At 41.5% G+C, this 18,302-nt stretch carries 18 protein-coding genes and 1 tRNA gene; 6 read left to right on the forward strand and 13 right to left on the reverse strand.

Features of this window, described 5'->3' with window-relative positions; translation table 11 throughout:
• Nucleotides 1-117: 117 nt before the first annotated feature.
• Nucleotides 118-1,428 (reverse strand): VapE domain-containing protein, encoded by a 1,311-nt coding sequence (locus BacF7301_RS13035; protein ID WP_167963425.1) that lies wholly within the window; start codon nucleotides 1,426-1,428, stop codon nucleotides 118-120.
• A 309-nt stretch (nucleotides 1,429-1,737) separates the two neighbouring features.
• Here BacF7301_RS13035 and BacF7301_RS13040 point away from each other — a divergent pair, with 309 nt between their 5' ends.
• Complete coding sequence (locus BacF7301_RS13040) at nucleotides 1,738-2,379, forward strand: HU family DNA-binding protein (RefSeq protein WP_167963427.1); 642 nt, start codon at nucleotides 1,738-1,740, stop codon at nucleotides 2,377-2,379.
• A 131-nt stretch (nucleotides 2,380-2,510) separates the two neighbouring features.
• Here the strand turns inward: BacF7301_RS13040 and BacF7301_RS13045 are convergent, their stop codons facing one another.
• Genes BacF7301_RS13045 through BacF7301_RS13070 form a run of 6 tightly spaced genes read right to left on the reverse strand, consistent with a single transcriptional unit; the run spans nucleotide 2,511 to nucleotide 6,973 of the window.
• Nucleotides 2,511-3,521, reverse strand: a complete 1,011-nt coding sequence (locus BacF7301_RS13045) for an FAD:protein FMN transferase (RefSeq protein ID WP_167963429.1) — start codon at nucleotides 3,519-3,521, stop codon at nucleotides 2,511-2,513.
• A gap of 30 nt (nucleotides 3,522-3,551) precedes the next feature.
• Nucleotides 3,552-4,133, reverse strand: a complete 582-nt coding sequence (locus tag BacF7301_RS13050) for a manganese efflux pump MntP (RefSeq protein ID WP_167963431.1) — start codon at nucleotides 4,131-4,133, stop codon at nucleotides 3,552-3,554.
• A gap of 6 nt (nucleotides 4,134-4,139) precedes the next feature.
• Nucleotides 4,140-4,937, reverse strand: coding sequence for a DUF6048 family protein (locus BacF7301_RS13055; protein WP_209319446.1), 798 nt, complete (start codon nucleotides 4,935-4,937; stop codon nucleotides 4,140-4,142).
• Nucleotides 4,873-5,421 (reverse strand): DUF6452 family protein, encoded by a 549-nt coding sequence (locus tag BacF7301_RS13060; RefSeq protein WP_167963432.1) that lies wholly within the window; start codon nucleotides 5,419-5,421, stop codon nucleotides 4,873-4,875. Before BacF7301_RS13060 ends, BacF7301_RS13055 begins: the two co-directional genes overlap by 65 nt.
• 20 nt (nucleotides 5,422-5,441) lie before the next feature.
• Nucleotides 5,442-6,392, reverse strand: coding sequence for a glycosyltransferase family 2 protein (locus tag BacF7301_RS13065; RefSeq protein ID WP_167963434.1), 951 nt, complete (start codon nucleotides 6,390-6,392; stop codon nucleotides 5,442-5,444).
• A 29-nt stretch (nucleotides 6,393-6,421) separates the two neighbouring features.
• The gene (locus tag BacF7301_RS13070) at nucleotides 6,422-6,973 is read right to left on the reverse strand and encodes a DUF4199 domain-containing protein (protein ID WP_167963436.1); all 552 of its coding nucleotides are present in this window, start codon (nucleotides 6,971-6,973) and stop codon (nucleotides 6,422-6,424) included.
• A gap of 314 nt (nucleotides 6,974-7,287) precedes the next feature.
• Between BacF7301_RS13070 and BacF7301_RS13075 the strand changes: the two genes are divergently transcribed.
• A tRNA-Thr gene (locus BacF7301_RS13075) sits at nucleotides 7,288-7,361 on the forward strand.
• A 113-nt stretch (nucleotides 7,362-7,474) separates the two neighbouring features.
• Here the strand turns inward: BacF7301_RS13075 and BacF7301_RS13080 are convergent.
• Genes BacF7301_RS13080 through BacF7301_RS13090 form a run of 3 tightly spaced genes read right to left on the reverse strand, consistent with a single transcriptional unit; the run spans nucleotide 7,475 to nucleotide 11,678 of the window.
• The gene (locus BacF7301_RS13080; protein ID WP_167963438.1) at nucleotides 7,475-8,179 is read right to left on the reverse strand and encodes a LytR/AlgR family response regulator transcription factor; all 705 of its coding nucleotides are present in this window, start codon (nucleotides 8,177-8,179) and stop codon (nucleotides 7,475-7,477) included.
• Between the two features lies 1 nt (nucleotide 8,180).
• Nucleotides 8,181-9,221 carry a sensor histidine kinase gene (locus BacF7301_RS13085; RefSeq protein WP_167963440.1) on the reverse strand — a complete coding sequence of 347 codons (1,041 nt, stop codon included), beginning with the start codon at nucleotides 9,219-9,221 and terminating at the stop codon, nucleotides 8,181-8,183.
• A 24-nt stretch (nucleotides 9,222-9,245) separates the two neighbouring features.
• Nucleotides 9,246-11,678 (reverse strand): outer membrane beta-barrel family protein, encoded by a 2,433-nt coding sequence (locus tag BacF7301_RS13090; protein WP_245208231.1) that lies wholly within the window; start codon nucleotides 11,676-11,678, stop codon nucleotides 9,246-9,248.
• Nucleotides 11,679-12,018: 340 nt separating this feature from the next.
• Between BacF7301_RS13090 and BacF7301_RS13095 the strand changes: the two genes are divergently transcribed.
• A complete protein-coding gene (locus BacF7301_RS13095; protein WP_167963444.1) occupies nucleotides 12,019-13,776 on the forward strand; it encodes an AAA family ATPase in 1,758 nt (585 codons plus the stop codon).
• A 95-nt stretch (nucleotides 13,777-13,871) separates the two neighbouring features.
• Here the strand turns inward: BacF7301_RS13095 and BacF7301_RS13100 are convergent, their stop codons facing one another.
• The 3 genes from BacF7301_RS13100 to BacF7301_RS13110 are packed head-to-tail and all read right to left on the reverse strand — an operon-like array spanning nucleotide 13,872 to nucleotide 15,930.
• Nucleotides 13,872-14,954: a hypothetical protein gene (locus BacF7301_RS13100; RefSeq protein WP_167963446.1), complete on the reverse strand. Its 1,083-nt coding sequence runs from the start codon at nucleotides 14,952-14,954 to the stop codon at nucleotides 13,872-13,874.
• Nucleotides 14,955-14,962: 8 nt separating this feature from the next.
• Nucleotides 14,963-15,370, reverse strand: a complete 408-nt coding sequence (locus BacF7301_RS13105; protein ID WP_167963448.1) for a hypothetical protein — start codon at nucleotides 15,368-15,370, stop codon at nucleotides 14,963-14,965.
• Nucleotides 15,367-15,930 (reverse strand): RNA polymerase sigma factor, encoded by a 564-nt coding sequence (locus BacF7301_RS13110; RefSeq protein ID WP_167963450.1) that lies wholly within the window; start codon nucleotides 15,928-15,930, stop codon nucleotides 15,367-15,369. The genes BacF7301_RS13105 and BacF7301_RS13110 overlap by 4 nt, the downstream gene beginning before the upstream one ends.
• 568 nt (nucleotides 15,931-16,498) lie before the next feature.
• Here BacF7301_RS13110 and BacF7301_RS13115 point away from each other — a divergent pair.
• From BacF7301_RS13115 to BacF7301_RS13125, 3 genes are all read left to right on the forward strand, one after another.
• Nucleotides 16,499-16,732 carry a helix-turn-helix domain-containing protein gene (locus tag BacF7301_RS13115; protein WP_167963452.1) on the forward strand — a complete coding sequence of 78 codons (234 nt, stop codon included), beginning with the start codon at nucleotides 16,499-16,501 and terminating at the stop codon, nucleotides 16,730-16,732.
• A 230-nt stretch (nucleotides 16,733-16,962) separates the two neighbouring features.
• On the forward strand, nucleotides 16,963-17,502 hold the full coding sequence (locus BacF7301_RS13120; protein ID WP_167963454.1) for a hypothetical protein: 540 nt from the start codon (nucleotides 16,963-16,965) through the stop codon (nucleotides 17,500-17,502).
• A 96-nt stretch (nucleotides 17,503-17,598) separates the two neighbouring features.
• Complete coding sequence (locus tag BacF7301_RS13125) at nucleotides 17,599-18,261, forward strand: hypothetical protein (protein ID WP_167963456.1); 663 nt, start codon at nucleotides 17,599-17,601, stop codon at nucleotides 18,259-18,261.
• Nucleotides 18,262-18,302 lie beyond the last annotated feature (41 nt).

The following is an 18,302-nucleotide window of genomic DNA, read 5'->3' on the forward strand; positions in this document are numbered from 1 at the left end:
TAAACTCTTTTGTTCTTGAACAGTGTATTCTATTTTCTATAAACCGTTCTCCACTCTCTTCACCTAAAGTTTATCCGTTCATTGACAGGAAGTAACTGTGAATGAATTGCATTGTTCTCACTCTTCACTACCCTTCACCCTCTTCACCAAATACACATTCCCCAACCTTGTATGCTGTCGGCTGATACCTGCTGCGGTCAGAATTTGCGCCAATTGGATAGGAGTGCAGCTACGAAGCACAGCCGGAAACCTCTTTTTCAATTCCTGATGGATAATAGCGGCGGAGAGTGACAGGCAATCCAGTTCATCCAACGCGGCAGGCGCGTATGTGCTGCGCACAATATCTTCTATGGGGTTGACATGATAATATGCGCTGTTATGTCGTTGCAAGGCATGTTCTTCCTCTTTGCTGAACCAGTGGCGGGCGCCTGCAAGCAGTTCCTCTTTCAGTTGGGCATAGATTTGTGAATGTTCTATTCCAGTACAGTCGATATCATGTTCCGCTTCAATACAGATGAACCGGCGGCTACCGGTCGGGTCGCGGAGCAGGTCGGTGCGGTTGCTGGTTCCGATGAAAGAGGCGATACGGGGAAGTGGCCGGAAATTTTTCTGATAGGCTTTGCAGATGTTGAGGCTGGACATTTGCATTAGATTTTTCAGTAACGGCATCTTTTGCGCTCCGTATTTGTCAAATTCATCCATATTTAGTAAACCCATCTCAGCAAGGAGACGTTCGGGATTACCTTGTGCGGTCAGTTTCAGATTGTCAGAATAATAGCGGGCTAGTTGTGGCGGCATCAGCATACGGCAGAAAGTGGACTTATGGCGTCCTTGCTCTTCGCTGATAAGTATCGGGGCTACGCTGTTGGCTTGTGCTTGATTCACTCCCAGCCATTGGGCGGCGAGTCCGAGCATCCAAGTATGGAAACTTTTTATCCATAACGGAGTGTCGGATACCCGTTTTGCTAAAGGCTTTAACCGATCCGTTCCGTCCCATGTCGGTAGTTCGTTCATGTAGAGCCGGAAGGGGTGGTAGCTTTCCACTTGGGTAGAGTAGATATATCTTTGAAGGTCTTTATCCCAACAGTTGATACCCTCTTTGTGAGCTTCCAGGCAGAAAGAGTTCAGTTCTCGCCTGTCTATACGACAAAAAGAGACATCCCGTTGACCGGATGGCCGGAATTCAGTTTCTTCGGTCAGCAGGTTATAACGGAAATCATATCGTACTTTCAAAAAGTCAATCACTTGTTGCGTGAGAAGGACGGGTTGTTTTTGTACTTCCTGCTTATTTTCTTCTAGCCCGTACGCTTCCTGCATTTGCGGTTCGTCTTCTGGAACGTTCGGAGGGACAGCGACCTTTGACGATTCTTTCATCAATGCTCTTATTCTTCTCGCCAAACGTTTTGAGTTATATTCTAATGTCTTCATATTTTTCTTCTTTTTTAAATGAATAAATGTTGTTTTTTCGACCGGTTGATGCTGCTAAGGTATAACATGAAATATGGGGTTTGCAAGTATTTAACTAAGAAAATGTTTATTTTCTTCTGAAATAAGAAACATGCTTTCTTATGCTGATATGTCGTTACTTTGTCGTATCTTTAGTGCTTGTTTAAGAAAAGCCGACTAGAGTTGTCTGGTCGGCTGACTATAGTTGACTGAATAGCCGATTCGAGTTGTCTGAGTAGCCGATTACAGTCGTCCTATGATGAAGTTACACATTTTAATTGATAAGAAGTAATGTCTATTGTATTTGATTGGTATGAAAATCCTAATGCATCTTCGGAAGAAGAAGAGGCAGCGTTGCATCCGCGTATCTTTATGAATGGTAAGGTGGATACGGAAACACTTTGTTACAGGATTCACGATTACAGTTCGTTGACTGTGGGTGATGTAAAGAATGTGCTTGATAACCTGTCGAAGATTCTCGGTGAGTCGTTGAGTGAGGGGAAGGAAGTGCATATTGAGGGAATCGGTTATTTTTATCCCACTTTGGCGGCTACGGGAAAAGTGACCCGCAGCACTCCGCACAAAACCAATAAAGTGACTTTTAAGACAGTCCGCTTCCGTCCTGACAGTAATCTGAAAGGACATTTTGTTGGCGTTCGTGCCAGTCAGTCCAAGTACGTCCGCCATTCAGAGAAGGTTTCGGAAGTGGAGATTGACATGCTGTTGAAAGAATATTTTGCCGGACATCAGATGATGACCCGTCGTGACTTTCAAGAGATATGCGGCTTGGCTCGTACTACGGCAAAAACGCATTTAGTCCGTCTGCGTGGAGAAGGAAAGCTGGTGAATATCGGCTTGCGCAATCAACCGATGTATGTGCCTGCTCCCGGTTATTATGGGGTGTCGAGAGATGCGGAGCATCCTTCACGATAAGCAGGCATTTCTGCGATGACGCCGGTCGTGAAGGATGTGAAAGAGGCATTAATCTTTAAGTAATCACACGAAATCGCTGATAACTTGAGGCTTGTCCTCATGTGAAGAGAATGAAAGAGAAGAGACGGACTTTATTCCGCTATGTACTTTTTCATTCCTTCCGTATAGTAAGTCTTGAACTCACCGTTTTCGCCGCTATAAATAAAGTACGCGTCAATTTTAGGATTCGCTTTGCAGAAAGTTTCCGCTTTTTCCAGTCCCATCACCATGAAGGCGGTGGCCAGAGCGTCGGCAGTCATACAGTCTTCCGCTATCACTGTGGCTGATAAGATATTGTGCTGTACCGGGTAACCGGTTCTCGGGTCAATGGTATGCGCATATTTCTTTCCGTCTTTATAGTAAAAGTTACGATAGTTGCCGGAAGTAGCCATGCCAAGATCAGTAACTTCAAGTACCGTTTGTATATCTTGTTTCACAGAGAGGGAGTCGTCAATCGGCTTGTTGATTCCGATGCGCCATCGGTCGTTTTTCCGATTGATGCCTTTCACTACCACTTCTCCGCCTATATCTACCATGTAGTTTTCCACTCCTTTGCGGTCGAGCAGTCGTGCTACTACGTCTACCGAATATCCTTTGGCTACGGCGCTGCAACTCAGCATGATACGTGGGTCTTGCTTGATGATTTTTCCATTCTCCAGTTTCACTTTGGTGTATCCCGTGATTTGCAGCAAGCTGTCTATCATCAGGGAATCAGGGAAAGCCCCCTTTTTAAAACCGAATCCCCAGGCATTGGCAAGAGGGGCTACCGTTATGTCAAAAGCTCCTTTCGTTTCGCGGGAAATTGTCATGGAACGGTTGAAACACTTTTGGAAAAAAGTGTCTGTCACTATTTCCTCGTTGCGGTTTACCCGGCTAATAACAGAACTGTCATTGAAAGGGGATAGTGACAAGTCGAAACGTTGCAACTCCGCTTCGATTTCGGGTTTTAAGTCGCCGTCATATTGATAGGTAATGCTGTATACAGTACCAAATACAAGTCCCTTGATATTGTAATAGTTTGCTTGCGGTTTGTGTCTGGCTATTATCCAAATGCTTGCTAAAATAAGGAAAGCCAGCCAAAGGAAACTCTTCTTTGTTTTCATACGCTCTTTTGTTTGATGAGAAAACTCTTTTTATTGGAAAAACAGATGTTCGATTAATATTTTTGTTCCGATAATGACCAGGATGATACCACCCCATAGTTCCGCTTTCAATTTTCGGGCAAGTCCACAGCCACATTGAATACCGAAGATAAGTCCGATCATTGACATGACAAATGAAACAAGGCCTATGATAAGGATGGGGGAGAGTATTTCGCTATAATCCTGAACTCCTAAAAAGGCAAACGAAATGCCGACAGCCAATGCGTCGATACTTGTTGCCACTGCCATAGTGAATACCACTTTCAGACTTGCCGGATTAAATAACTGGCAACATTCTTCTTCCTTGAAAGACTCCCAAATCATTCGGCCGCCGAGGAAAGCAAGAATCGCGAAGGCAATCCAGTGGTCTACGCTTTCTATAAGATGGCTGAAACTTTTGGCAAACATCCATCCGATAAAAGGCATGATGGCCTGAAAGAGTCCGAAGGCAAAAGCCATGACCAGCATAGGCTTCCATTGGGTACGTTTCAAAATAATACCACTTGCAATTGAAACGGCGAAACAATCCATCGCCAAACCTATTGCAAGCAGCCAAATCTCTAGTCCTGTCATTATATTCTAAAGCGGCAATTTATAAATGAGGGAATAAGTAATTCCCATATTGTTCGATTTAAATTTTCCGTAGCCGGGCACATACCAAGGGTCGCCATATTCTCCAGTAGAGGCACTTGTCTTGTACTTCATGCGTACCGACCAACCCATGTTGAAGTTCTTGTAAATACGCACTTTGACACCTAAAACGATTTCCAACCACTGCACCGAACCTTTCATTCCCAAATGGCTGAAAGGTACACTACCGCCCCAGTAATCATCTTCCAGACTGGGGTTGCCTATTACGTCTCCCCAGATAGGGTCACCCGCCGGCATGGTGGATACGTCATATTTGAAGGAACTGAATCCGTAACGGATACCTGCATACAGGTAACTGTTCTTCTCTTTCTTCTTTGCCATGGTGTTGTAGTCCACACCGATTCGGAAGAATGGAGCAGCTTTGCTTTTATAGTGGATACCCGTTTCGCTCCAGGTGTCTGTTCCACCCATACCGAATTCTATGGTAGGGATGAATTTGTTTTTGAGGTTGACTGCCACGCTGATTTCGGAACTCATGAAGTCGCCACCAAGAAGTTTGCTTCCCGGGCCGTATAAGTCCACACCGATGTATGTACCATTGTAAAAAGGAATGGTATCTACTTCGGCAACCTTATTCTTTTTCTGATCTCTTTTGGGTGTATGGGTCGGGCGTTGCTGTTGTGCCAACAACGGGAGCACAATGCAAAAGAGCAGAAGCAGGCTAGTCAGTCGTAACCGGGTTACGTTCATGATATTTAAAGTATATCTGTAGATTCTCAATTTCATTAGTATTGGCTTCTTTATTTCTAAAATAGATAGAGTCTATTTTCTCCGAACTATTGGCTCTGTTTCCGAACTTGGTACTGATGATATTTTGTTTCATCATATATCCACATTCCATTGACTGGAAATAAGGAGTGTTCTGCTGTACGATATACAGGGTGTCTACATCATTGGGGTTACCTACCGGGTCATATTGGAAAATAAATACGGTAGAATCGCTTGTGTAGCGTAATGGCAGCATTATCTTATGCACTTTTTTCTCGTTATTGAGAATGATTGAGTCTGTCCCCAATGCTTTAATTGTCAACGAGTCAAGCGTATCATTTAGCACTCTGGTCTTATCATCCGGGTCGAGAACCTTGAATGTGCAATACATCATCGGACGTCCCGCCAACGAACAATCGTTCTCGTCCGAGCATGAACTATGGATGCTGACGGCAGCACCGACGATTATCAATAGGAGAAAGATACGAACTAAATTCTTCATAGTCAATTATTGAATGTGAATCAAATTTTCTTTTCTATCTGATAGTTATTCCGTTCAGGTGCGTTGCGCGAGATTAGTTCGCCAAGGAATCCGGCTAGGAATAATTGCGTACCTATAATCATTGCCGTGAGTGACAAATAAAAATAGGGAGAGTCGGTCACCAATCGGTAGGGCAGACCGTTGTACATAGCATATAATTTGCTGGCACCTACAATGATGACAGAAATCATTCCGACGAGAAACATCAATGAACCCAGCAGTCCGAAGAAATGCATCGGCTTAATTCCGAATTTGGAAAGGAACCAAAGGGAGAGTAGATCCAGGTATCCGTTGACAAAGCGGTTGAGTCCGAATTTGGTAGTACCGTACTTGCGTGCCTGGTGATGAACTATCTTTTCGCCGATTTTCTTGAATCCGGCATTCTTTGCCAGGTATGGGATGTATCGGTGCATCTCACCGTACACTTCGATGTGTTTTACTACATCTTTGCGATATGCTTTCAGTCCACAGTTAAAGTCGTGCAGGTTTTTAACACCTGAAACTTTGCGTGCGGTGGCGTTGAATAATTTGGTTGGCAGTGTTTTCGATAATGGATCATATCTTTTTTGCTTCCAGCCGGACACGAGGTCGTAGCCGTCTTGGGTTATCATCCGGTAGAGTTCCGGTATTTCGTCCGGGCTGTCTTGTAAATCCGCGTCCATCGTGACGACTACGTCACCTTGCGCTTCGGCGAATCCGCAGTAGAGTGCGGGAGATTTGCCGTAGTTGCGGCGGAATTTGATACCTTTTACGTGTTCTGATTGCGTCTTGAGCTTTTCTATCACTTCCCATGAGTGGTCGGTGCTTCCGTCATTAACGAAAATCACTTCAAATGAGAATCCGTTGGCTTGCATTACCCGTTCTATCCAAGCGTAGAGTTCGGGTAGTGACTCTTCTTCATTGAATAATGGGACTACAACTGATATATCCATCTTTCTATTACTAAATTACGAATTACAAATTACGATTGAGCAGGCTCGTCGTTCTCAGGTTTAGCTCTTTTCATCACCATCAATGCAGTAGGGATGGCCAGGAGACTGCCCCAAAATACATCCCATGACAGTAGTTGCATGGTAATGTTGATGGAATTGAGTGAACGGACACTATCTATCGTTTCTTTTATAATCTCTTTGCTTTCTACCAGGGCGGGAGTGTTGGTCATCAATTCGTCCCATAGCTGTGTATAAGAATTGATGATAAAGCCATGGTCGATAAACTGGAAATAGATGTAGTGGGCTACAGCTACCAGTAAGGAGGCAAACATATACATAAATATGGTAAAGAGGACAGCATGTGAAAACTGGATGCTTCCTCCGCATATTTTATCCCGATACATCTTTGTATAGTGATAACCGATGAACGGTACGGCCAATGTCAGGATTATAAATAAGAATGAAAAGAAAGGGATATGAAACCCTAGTGGGAATAATATGAATTTCAATATCCAATAGGCTCCCATATACGTGCCAAAGTGCATGGCATATTTCTGTAAATAGCTTCTGTTTTCTGTCATCTTCTTTTATAAATTGCGCACAAAGGTACGAATAATATCGGTTGGTAGGGGGAATATGGTTGTTAAAGTTAATAAAGCAATAAAAGTTGCCGGCTGAGAATTTTTCTGTATTTTTAATTGCTTGAAATGTAGCCTGTTACTTCTTTTGTGTGAAAAAAGTTATCCATATCTATTGCAGGATTCATAAAAATGCCTACCTTTGCAACCGCAAAACGGGTAAGTCCTATACGGCCAGCTCCCTTCGAATCCTCCAGGGCTTGATCGCAGCAAAGGTAGTTGGTTGTAGCGGCGCGATATAGTTAGCTTACCCACCCGCCTCTTTAGCTCAGTTGGCCAGAGCACGTGATTTGTAATCTCGGGGTCGTTGGTTCGAATCCGACAAGAGGCTCAAAAAAAAGCATTCAGGTATTTTCTGGATGCTTTTTTTATATTTGTATATTTCGGAAACTTATAAAGTGAATACAAAAGATATGTATGATTCAGATATTTGGTGCAGGGATTCTATTTTTTGCTTATTAATCGGTTATTCAGTATCAAGTTGAAGGTATTATCCCTGAAATTTCGGGCTACCGGTATCTTGTAGGGCGGGATAGCTAATTGGTTGCCGTCAATGGCAGTGACCTTTTCGATATTCGCAATATAGGAGCGGTGGGTCTGCAGAAAAATATCATGCGGCAATGATTCATGGAGTTGTTTCAAGGTAGTATATACTACTTCCTTGCAAGAGGTGGTCTGAATGACTACATAGTTTTCCATGCTTTCAATAAAGAGAATGTCTTTGAACAGAATCTTTTTTAGCACTTTGTCACTCTTCACGAATATATAGTCATTATCTTCTTTCTGTTCCGTTTGCAGCAGAGCATGGATTCTGTTGGCTGATTTTATGAAACGTTCGAAAGACACGGGTTTCAGAAGATAATCTACTACATCAAACTCATAACCTTTGAGGGCATATTGCTCATAGGCTGATACAATGATAACTTTAGGCGGATCCGTTAAATTCGACAACAGTTCAAGCCCTGTCATTTCAGGCATTTCAATATCAAGGAATATAAGGTCGACTGGCTGTGTCTTTAACATTGTGTTCAGTTGGATGGCATCTTCGCACTCCCCGACCAAAGTGAGGAAATCTATTTTTTCGATATACCCCCGCAGACCTTTTCTTGCCATAGGTTCATCGTCTGTAATGATACATTTTATTTTCATATCAGTCTGTATTTATGGTTAATCTGGTAGTAAACGTATTCTCTGTTTGTTCAAAGACCAAGCTGTGCTTGTTGGGGTACAAAAGGTCGAGCCGGCGTTTTAAATTCTCAATGCCTATCCCTTTGTCTTTTTGGTTGATAGCATATGGAGACTGGGATATTGAGTTTTTTATCTCCGACTGGATTTGGCTACCGACTAACTTTATTTCCAGCTTTATCCTGTACTCGCCCCTTACATATTTGAAGGCATTCTCAATCAAAGGTTGAAGTAATAAAGGATGTATTTTTTGCTCTTTCAGCTCCGGGTCGAAGTACAAATCCAAAACGAGCCTTTCGCTCATCCGTAACTGTTGGAAAGCAATGTATGACCGCAGGTAGTTTATTTCCTGCTCCATCGTCACCTCTTTTTCTATATTATAGAGCTGGTATCGCAACAGGTCGGATAGCTGCTCGATACTTTGTTTCGCTTCCTTGTTTTTCTCATCTACCTGAAAATAGATGGTGTTTAAGGCATTGAATAGAAAGTGCGGATGGTATTGGGATTTCAGGAATTTCAGTTCGGTTTCTAACTGGTTGACTTTTATTTTCTCCAATTGAAGACTTTGTTCTATAAAACTTTTGAATAGAATCCGATTGCGTATCATTGTGTAGTATAGAAATGCCAGAAGAGCTCCTGTCACATTAACCAACGCCGATTCTCCCCATTTGAAAGACTCTGCCATGGTTATGCAAGACATGATAAATACATGCATGATATTCAAGAGGACAAAGTTTATCAGAAAGACAGACGCGTATTCTTTCCAGTTTGCCCTCTTTTCGTCTTTGCTTTTGTCAATAAAGGAACGGGCTACCCGCTTGAAAATAGAGTTTAAGAGGTAGAAATAAGCAATAGTTATGCCCAAGGACTGTAAACGTACTTTTATAGCAAACGTATTTAACTCCCATATTCGTTCGTTATAGGCAATATCTATAATAATAAATATGCACAAGGAAAGTGACAGTATTATAAATAAGGTATTAATCCATTCGTTCTTTAAGTTCATCTGTTCTTATTTTTATCTTTACTACTACAAACCTATTCGTTTACTTTCTTCTATTCTATTGTCATTTTGAGATTTTCTTATCTCTTTGCCACGATTAAACCGATAACTGAATGATATGCCTATCATTCTGCTGTCATTCTTTTCCCGAGATGTGTAGTACAGGTAATTATTCTCCATACTTACGCGGGGGCGGTTGGAATGAAAGATGTCGTGTGCGTAAATATACAAACTAAATTTGTCATTAAGCAGATTTTTGCGAATTCCGAGTGATATTGTCCATAAGGATTTTATTCTGATTTGTCCTTCAACCATCTCTCCGCTATAAAATCCGAGAGCTTCGCCACCCCATCCGTGCGGTAATTCAAACTGGTTACTGATGTGCAATACGGGAGTTGTAACTTCATTTCTGGATGTCTTTCCGGGTGTCCGCCAATCGAATTGTTTGTAGGTCAACGAACCGTTGATGTGAGCTGTCCACCATTTGAAAGGTTTTAGATTGTTTAATCCTACTCTCAATCCCAATGAATGGTTGCTTGATAAATTTAGCGGCATAATCAGGACACGGTTATTGTCTTCGACCAGAAAACTAAAAGAGATAGGATTTTTCCTGTGAGAGTAAAATGCATTGAATGAATATCGTTTCTTGAACAGCCATGAGACTTCTATATTGTCTATCAATTCAGGTTTCAGTTCGGTATTCCCTTGCTCATATAGAAACTGGTCTTTGACCTCAACAAAAGGATTCATGTTTCTGTAATTGGGGCGGACAATGCGGCGACCGTACATCACAGATACGTCATGATTCTCTGAAAGTTGATACTGCGCCATTAAAGTAGGAAAAAGGTACGTGTATCTTTTTGTGAAAGTGGTGTCCTGGGTGGTTGAGTTGTAATTGTTTTTTGTGTATGTGTTTTCAAGCCGCAAGCCTATCTCTGTGGAAAATCGGGAAGACCATTTGGAGTTTAATTGAAAATATCCTGCGTGAATGTTTTCTTTATAATTGAAATGACTGCTGAGGTTGTTGTCCTTTTGCCAGTTTCCTGCAATCAGGTTTCTGTATAAAGCATTACTGCCTATATTTACAAAGACTGATTTAAGTCCGGCGGTTATTCCGAACTTCTCGGATATGGCATAACTTAAATTGGTCTGCCCGCTGTATATTTTAATATCACCATTTGTCTTGCCGGACAATGTGTCTTCTATCAATGGCTTGATATGAGTCTGGAAAGCTGAATTAAGCAGCAAGTCATCTTCCTGCTTGAAAAGCTGGTAATCAAAAGAAGCGTCCCATTTTCCTTTTTCTGCAAATTTGTATATGATGTTGGCTCCACCTATGATGTTGGTGTAGCTATTGACCGGTGCGTTTAATGCTGTCAGGGTAGAGTCGCTTTGAATGTTGTTATTGTTATAAAAATCGGATACGTTGACTTCTTTCTTATTTCTATCAAGCCAGCTTGACGAGAGGTATGTCCCGATAGTTAGTCTGTCGGATAAGTCATAATCCGCCCCGACTTTTATATAATGTCCTTTGTACTGCCTGTTTATATCGCCTTCGATATCTTTTCGTAGTTCAAGCGGTTTGGAGGTTATCGGATCCAGGTAATGACCAGAGATTGACATTTCTATACAGTCTTTTCCGAAATAGTAAGAGTAGTCTGCGTAAATGTTCAGTTTGTTGTGGTGAAAGTTCAAGGATAACGTTTCGTTTCCTCTGATGCACTTCCCTTTCTCCAGACCGGAAGATACGGCAAGATTTATGCCTTGTTCCTTCACTCTCTTTTTCCGAATGTTAATAATGCCCGAACTGCTTGACGCGTCGTATCTGGATGATGGTTGAGAAATCAGTTCTATATTTTCAACGGAATGGCTGGGGATGGAGCGCAGATAGTTTATCAGATTTTCTCCCGACAGGTAAGTCACTTTGTCGTCAATCAACACATTCGCGCCTGATTTGCCATTTAAGATAATCGTTCCGTCATTTTGAATGATGACTCCCGGCAGTTTTCTCAATGCATCCAGTATATTACTGTCTGTATTCAATAAGGCGGATGACAAGTTAATTGTCATTTTCCCGGGGGCGACTTTCACCGGAGGGCGCTTGCCGGTCACATTGATGGTGGACAACATATAAGTGTCTTTCTCAAAAAGAATGTCCCCTAACTCGATATTGACGTTTAGCTCAGTTTGTAGCGGCATCTTTATTTTTTTATAGCCGATCGTTGACAAGGAAAGAATGTAATGGCCCGGTTTGATATTTATGACTTCAAACCGCCCGTCCAAGTCTGAGGTAGTGCCTGCGATATAAGCGGAATCTGTATGATTTAGCAGCAGTATTGTCGCTCCAACCATTGGCAGGCTCTCTCCATCTGTAATTCTACCCGATATTACTGATTGTGCGGATATGCTGATGGTCTGAATAAACAGCATAGTTAAGAAGTAAATTTTAATAGTACTCATCATTTGAAATTTTTGATTGATTTTCAGCCACAAAATTACTTTTGTATTTTGCCGTACTCAAATTTATCTGATGAATGGAATGATTTACTTGATGAAATGAAAATTCCAGGAATCAGCAGGATGATTGATGGGGTAATCCCGAATGCCCGGTAATTTAGTAATCGTAAAAATAAGTAGTGGCAGTTTTCATGAGAATAGGTTCTCCCTTGTCTATTTCAAGATGTATCTAAGCGCAGGCCACGAGTATCTGCTTTTTTAAAACCATTTGTTTGTGAAAGTAGCGGAAAGAGCGTATCTTTGTTTGCGCTGATAAAAAGTGAACTCATAAATACACCGGATTATGGAATATGTATCATCAGAAAGGAAGTTGCTGCCATACGGCATGATGAATTTTGCAGATATTCGTCTCGATAATTATTACTACGTGGATAAAACCTCGTTTATCCCTATAATAGAACAATCGGACAGATTCTTCTTTTTCATCCGTCCGCGCCGATTCGGCAAGAGCCTTACGCTGAACATGTTGCAACACTATTATGATGTGCGTACACGTGACAAGTTCGATGCTCTGTTTGGAGACCTCTATATCGGAAAGCATCCCACACGAGACCGCAACAGCTATCTGGTGCTGTATCTCAATTTCTCAGGAATTAGTGGAGAACTGCACAACTACCGTCAAGGGTTGGACGCACATTGCAATATCAGTTTCGATTATTTCTGTGATATTTACGCAGAATATCTGCCTCAAGGCATTAAGGAGGTATTGAATGAAAAAGCAGGAGCTGTAGAGCAGTTGGATTATCTATACCATCAGTGTGAACGTGCCGGACAGCAAATCTATCTCTTTATTGACGAATATGACCACTTCACCAACGCCATCCTCTCGGATGCCGAAAGCATACACCGATATACGGAAGAGACTCACAAGGAAGGCTACCTGCGCGCCTTCTTCAATAGAGTGAAAGCCGGAACCTATTCCAGCATCAAGCGCTGCTTCATCACCGGAGTGAGTCCCGTCACGATGGATGACCTTACCAGCGGATTCAATATCGGCACCAATTACTCCCTCGCACCGAAATTCAACGCAATGATGGGTTTTACCGAGGACGAAGTCCGCGAAATGTTGACTTATTATTCTACAAAAGCTCCATTCCATCACACTGTAGATGAGTTGATAGAACTTATGAAACCGTGGTACGACAACTATTGCTTTGCACAGGAGTGCTACAATCAGCCGACCTTATACAACTCCAATATGGTGCTTTATTTCGTCAAGAACTATATTGATAATGATGGAAGAGCACCGCGAAATATGATAGAAAGCAACATTCGCATCGATTACGAAAAACTGCGTATGCTTATCCGCAAGGATAAAGAGTTTGCACACGATGCCTCCATTATCCAGACCTTAGTGAGCCAGGGATACATCACCGGCGAGTTGAAAGACGGTTTTCCAGCGGCCAATATTGTAGATTCCGACAATTTTGTGAGCCTGCTCTATTATTTCGGTATGCTCACCGTGAGCGGAACATTCGAAGGCAAGACTAAACTCATCATCCCCAATCAAGTGGTGCGCGAACAACTCTATACTTATCTGCTGAACACTTACAATGAAGCCGACCTTAGTTTCAGCAACCATGAAAAAGATGAGTTATCTTCCGCCTTAGCATATCGTGGTGCATGGCAATCTTACTTCAACTACATCTCCGATTGTCTAAGACGCTATGCCGCTCAGCGCGACAAGCAGAAAGGAGAATACTTCGTACATGGCTTCACTCTTGCCATGACGGCGCAAAACCGTTTCTACCGTCCCATCTCCGAAGCAGACACGCAAGCCGGATATGTTGACATTTTCCTGTCTCCCATGCTGGAGATTTACCCTGACATGAGTCATAGCTACATCATCGAGCTGAAGTATGCCAGATACAAAGATCCCGAAAGTCGTGTGGAGGAATTGCGGGTGGAAGGCATTGCCCAGGCCAACCGCTATGCTGACACTGACAGGGTGAAGAATGCTATTGGCACTACGCAACTACACAAGATTGTGGTAGTGTATAAAGGCATGGAAATGAGAGTTTGTGAGGAGGTGAATTCTTGAGATGCAGCACCAGATAAGTGTCGTTGGTTCGAATCCGACAAGAGGCTCAAAAAAAGCATTCAGGTATTTTCTGGATGCTTTTTTTATGCATATGTCTATCGGGTACGCCTGTACAATTTTACAAAGGCTCCTAAAATCAACAGAATAATTAATAATGTAACTCCGAATGCCCAATAATTGATAACCCGTGATTCTGCGTTGAGGGTGTAATTGTCTGCCAGGAGCCGGAAGCCGTCTATTTTCCAAATGGCTGAATTGTTATTTAGTGTTCTTGCGTTGGAAGAAAGTAGTTTGCCGGGCATTGATAACTCAAATTGTATGGAGTTATAGAGCACTTCGGCAATTTTGATTTTTTCCTCGGCCATATTATTCATGGCTTCTTTATTCTTTAGATAAAGTTCCGAATAGTATTTTGTTTGGTTGATTATATCAAAAATATTGCAGAGAACATCTATTTGGGCATCTCCCCAAGTGTCTTGGGTGGAGAAGTGGTTTTTATAAACTGCTTCTTTTGATTCGTCCAAACGGTGTATATTGGTTGTGTCGCCCTGCGCCAAAATGAAATCACGAATTACTTCCCAGTTGATTTCGTACTGGCTACGGCTATACCATTCTCCAAATTTGCTTTCGATTCCGTCCAGTTTGTCTTTCAATTCCATTCCACTTAGTCCGTTGTAAGCACTGTTGTCTCCGCAAAACCAAATGATTTGCTCTTCTTTGTTCATGTAATTGCTGAGGGGTACAGGCCCTTTATCCATAAGTTCTTTGTAGGTGGCGGTGTATGTATAATAGGTATAAAACCACCTGAAGCTTTTCTTCACTCGTTCTGTGGGTATGGCTAAGGGATACATATATTCTTTTCCTTTTGTGACGGAAAAGTATTCTCCATCTACAATCGGTAGTTTTCTGCAAACTTTTACGTTCAGGTTTTCTTTCTCCCCCCAAAAGTTGAATTTGATGGCAGAGTCTAGCTTTACTACTTGCCAGTCTGCATCTATCTGAAACATATATGGATTGTGAGTCTTATCTCCTGCGATGAAAGCGGAATCACCTCGCGCATAGACTTCCCTGTATATGCTTCCGTCGCTTCCTATCTGCGAAGTCATTCGGTAATTGGTGCCACAAGAGGCTGTGCCGAGTAGCAACAATGCTGCTATGAATAAATGATTAGTTTTCATATCTTAATTTATTTAGATCGGTTTTCTTTGATTAACTGGATAATACGCGTCTGCCGGAGTTGCCGATGTCGCGTGAATTGAGAAGACAGATAATTGTTTTTCTCCTGAAGTCCCATCTCTTTCCAATTCTCCGGCAATGAGAATGAAGTACTATTTTGCCAGTCTTCATATTCGTTTTGTTGAGGTATGGGAGAAAGATAGGTGTCGTTTATAAATAGTAGGAGTAACACTGCGGCAGCAAGTCCTGACAGCCAGGCGCCAATCAGAAACTTTCTCCTTCCGGGTTTTGAACGGGACGGGGATGGAGAGATACTATTCAGAATAGCTGTCGTCAACTCTTCCGGGTTTTTCAATATTGGCTGTTTGTTTTTGAGTTCGGACAGCCATTCTTCATACTGTTTATCTTCTTGTTTCATAAGTCGGGGTCTAATTGGTTCATTTTATTACGTATATTCTTCCGTGCCAGATACAAGGTACTCTTTATCTTTTCTGGGGATAATCCTGTGATACTCTGAACTTCCGCCACTTCCAGCTCTTCGACATCCCGAAGCATAAAGACTACTTTCTGTTGTGCGGGCAGTTCGTCGGTATAGCGCAATATCAATTCTTTCAACTGTCTGTTGGCGAGTGATATTTCAATATTGTCGTTAGAAGGAATATTTGCTGAATCAGAAAATGAAGATTCTTTGTCCAATGGTGAATGGTTTAATGAACGTAAACGGTCGTAGCAAGCATTACAGGTGATTTTATATAGCCAGGTAGAAAAGCGCTTTTCTCTATCATATGATTTCAGTGATAGCCAGACTTTGATAAATGTTTCCTGCGTTATGTCTCTAGCTTCATCCTCATCGCAAAGTAATCGGAAGGAAAGCCGGAATACCAATGACTGGAACTCGGAAACCAAACGACCAAATGCTTCTTTATCGCCCCGTCGACTCCGGTCTACCAACTTCTGTATTTCTTCCTGATTCATCATTATTTATCCTTGTTTATAATATGATACGTAATAAAATACTTCCGGTCGTTTACGAATTATCAAATATACGAAAAAAGGAGAATTATTTTGTGTTTATAGGTCGTAAGAGTTATGTTGCGGAGCTTCTACTCCTTTATAATTGGATAATGATGTCGTTAAACCTTGAACTTATATTTTGTAAATAAGTGCAGAAGCATTATATTTGCATTAGTTTAGAAAATATGAATAAAGCATTAGCTTTAACTTTTTGATGTCTGAAAAATCGCCAATTTAACAGAATCGTCAAAGGAGTAAAGTCTGGTGCTCACGCTTACGGCGTGGGCTTTACTTTCTTTTATTTGACGATTCGGGTGTTTGGCGATACCTTCAGATATGAATAAAAAAAGTGAGTTCACGCTTTTTTCATGTAATAATGAAATATTATTATGTATGCTTTTCTTGCTCCTATATCTGAAAAATCGCCAAATAGAAGTAAGTGTATCAGTCGGGAAAAGTCTAAGTCCTATACATAATATAATGAATAAGGACTCTGCATAGGGCTTGCAGATTATGACACGCAAATAAAACTATGAAACCTATCGGCCAGCTTGTCAAAGCGCGATTGACGGAACGGGGAATGACTGTTTCCCATCTCGCTCGTCTGCTTTCTTGTGAACGTTCTAATCTCTACCGGCTTTTCGAAAAGGATAGCATCGATACCCGACTGTTACTCCGCATTTCCCGTGCGTTGGATTATGATTTCTTCCAATTATATTCGATTGAGTTGGAAAAAGAGTCTAATGTATCAAATATGATACAATAGTGTATCATTCCTGCTATATGCTATGTAAGTTTCTTTGGAGCTTTTTCGCGTTCTTTGTATTGTATCAATTAATAAGCAATAGAACATGGTAAATTTATCGAAGAGAAGTTTTGTTAGGCAGAGATAGAGATTCGTGAGTTGCGTTGTTTATACTATTTGGAGTAACTGCTAAATGAAATTCAGGATTTTACTATTTATCAACTCAAGGATATAATTTTAAATTAAAGAATATGAGAAATGTGAATAATCATGTGTTGCGGAGTATAATCAGTACACTAATCTTTGTTCTATTCGCATGTGCGTCTATGGCGCAGACGCCTGACTTGCAAAAGTTTGTTGGAGTTTGGAGTCCGACGAAGCGTAATGGCACTTTTGGTAATATCAAAATCACTGTTCAGGATAGTCATTTGCTTATTAAGATTAAATATCTTGGTGGTATTCGAGAAGGGTATAATATTAAAGTTTCAGGAAATTCAATATCGTGGTCTATTCCTGATGATGAAGGGACTCAATACGGTGAATGGTATATTCGGAATGGTAAGATCTACAAAGTGAACGGTGGTAGTAACGGTGAGGCTACCAACATCTATAACCGATCCGGCAGGGCAAAAATTGAGATAAACTATATTTCTTTCTTAGCAAAATTTGCTGACAGTGGGGATATGACGCTAAATACTGCATTCGGAGGTGATTATTGTAGTTCGAGTGGAGAATTATTGTTTGACCAGTTCTCAAATTATTGCTATTATAGTGATTACTCAAATTGGTAAGTGTTTCCCATCTCAATGTAAAAAATAATAATATCTATAACTTATGAAATATTATTGTTTGCTCTAAGGTGAAAAACTTAAAAAAGTAGACGAAAAATGAACGATAATATGATGAAAAAGTTTTTCTTATTCGCAGCTATTCTCGGCTGCATGAGTCTTAGTGTGAATGCCCAGTCTGTCCTTATCAATGGTGTGCGTTGGGCAACGTGTAACGTCGATGCACCCGGCACATTTGCTAAAAGTCCCGATGATGCTGGTATGTTTTACCAATGGAATAGTAAAGTGGCTTGGTCTGCCAGTGGAGAAATTAGTGATTGGAAATCGGTGTCTGTAGAAATTTCCGATGAAGAAGGGCACATGTATTATTTATGGGGAAATGAAAATGATCCAAGTCCAAAAGGTTACCATGTGCCGACAATTGACGAGGTTACTTTGTTGTTTGATAAAGATAAGGTAGCATATATGCGGACAACGAGAAATGGTAGATTGGGTTGTAAATTTACTGATAAAAGTAACGGTAACTCCATTTTTTTACCTGCTTGCGGTTTTCGTGGAGGTAGAAATGGTACATGGGAAGGCAATGGAAGTCTTGAATATTCCAGTATGATGTATTGGACTGTTCCACAAATGGTGGGGAGTGATATTCTTACTTACTTCACGATATCTGAAGACGACTACGGTGTATTGGGTGGCGGTGTAATTCAAACTGCTTTTGGTAATCCTGTTAAAGCTCTTCCTATGCGTTGCGTGGCAGATTGACAGCGGTTATTCTTCCCAGTTCAACGGGATTTGTAGCCCGA

The sequence above is a fragment of the Bacteroides faecium genome (assembly GCF_012113595.1).
Taxonomy (GTDB): Bacteria; Bacteroidota; Bacteroidia; order Bacteroidales; family Bacteroidaceae; genus Bacteroides; species Bacteroides faecium.

Excerpts from the sequence above, each read along its gene's own strand:
- BacF7301_RS13055 (WP_209319446.1), bottom strand. The coding sequence starts at position 4,937 with ATGAAATTGAGAATCTACAGATATACTTTAAATATCATGAACGTAACC.
- BacF7301_RS13090 (WP_245208231.1), bottom strand. The coding sequence starts at position 11,678 with ATGAGTACTATTAAAATTTACTTCTTAACTATGCTGTTTATTCAGACC.
- BacF7301_RS13105 (WP_167963448.1), bottom strand. The coding sequence starts at position 15,370 with ATGAAACAAGAAGATAAACAGTATGAAGAATGGCTGTCCGAACTCAAA.
- BacF7301_RS13120 (WP_167963454.1), top strand. The coding sequence starts at position 16,963 with ATGAGAAATGTGAATAATCATGTGTTGCGGAGTATAATCAGTACACTA.
- BacF7301_RS13100 (WP_167963446.1), bottom strand. The coding sequence starts at position 14,954 with ATGAAAACTAATCATTTATTCATAGCAGCATTGTTGCTACTCGGCACA.
- BacF7301_RS13040 (WP_167963427.1), top strand. The coding sequence starts at position 1,738 with ATGTCTATTGTATTTGATTGGTATGAAAATCCTAATGCATCTTCGGAA.
- BacF7301_RS13115 (WP_167963452.1), top strand. The coding sequence starts at position 16,499 with ATGAAACCTATCGGCCAGCTTGTCAAAGCGCGATTGACGGAACGGGGA.
- BacF7301_RS13050 (WP_167963431.1), bottom strand. The coding sequence starts at position 4,133 with ATGACAGGACTAGAGATTTGGCTGCTTGCAATAGGTTTGGCGATGGAT.
- BacF7301_RS13035 (WP_167963425.1), bottom strand. The coding sequence starts at position 1,428 with ATGAAGACATTAGAATATAACTCAAAACGTTTGGCGAGAAGAATAAGA.
- BacF7301_RS13045 (WP_167963429.1), bottom strand. The coding sequence starts at position 3,521 with ATGAAAACAAAGAAGAGTTTCCTTTGGCTGGCTTTCCTTATTTTAGCA.
- BacF7301_RS13070 (WP_167963436.1), bottom strand. The coding sequence starts at position 6,973 with ATGACAGAAAACAGAAGCTATTTACAGAAATATGCCATGCACTTTGGC.
- BacF7301_RS13125 (WP_167963456.1), top strand. The coding sequence starts at position 17,599 with ATGAACGATAATATGATGAAAAAGTTTTTCTTATTCGCAGCTATTCTC.
- BacF7301_RS13065 (WP_167963434.1), bottom strand. The coding sequence starts at position 6,392 with ATGGATATATCAGTTGTAGTCCCATTATTCAATGAAGAAGAGTCACTA.
- BacF7301_RS13080 (WP_167963438.1), bottom strand. The coding sequence starts at position 8,179 with ATGAAAATAAAATGTATCATTACAGACGATGAACCTATGGCAAGAAAA.
- BacF7301_RS13095 (WP_167963444.1), top strand. The coding sequence starts at position 12,019 with ATGGAATATGTATCATCAGAAAGGAAGTTGCTGCCATACGGCATGATG.
- BacF7301_RS13110 (WP_167963450.1), bottom strand. The coding sequence starts at position 15,930 with ATGATGAATCAGGAAGAAATACAGAAGTTGGTAGACCGGAGTCGACGG.
- BacF7301_RS13060 (WP_167963432.1), bottom strand. The coding sequence starts at position 5,421 with ATGAAGAATTTAGTTCGTATCTTTCTCCTATTGATAATCGTCGGTGCT.
- BacF7301_RS13085 (WP_167963440.1), bottom strand. The coding sequence starts at position 9,221 with ATGAACTTAAAGAACGAATGGATTAATACCTTATTTATAATACTGTCA.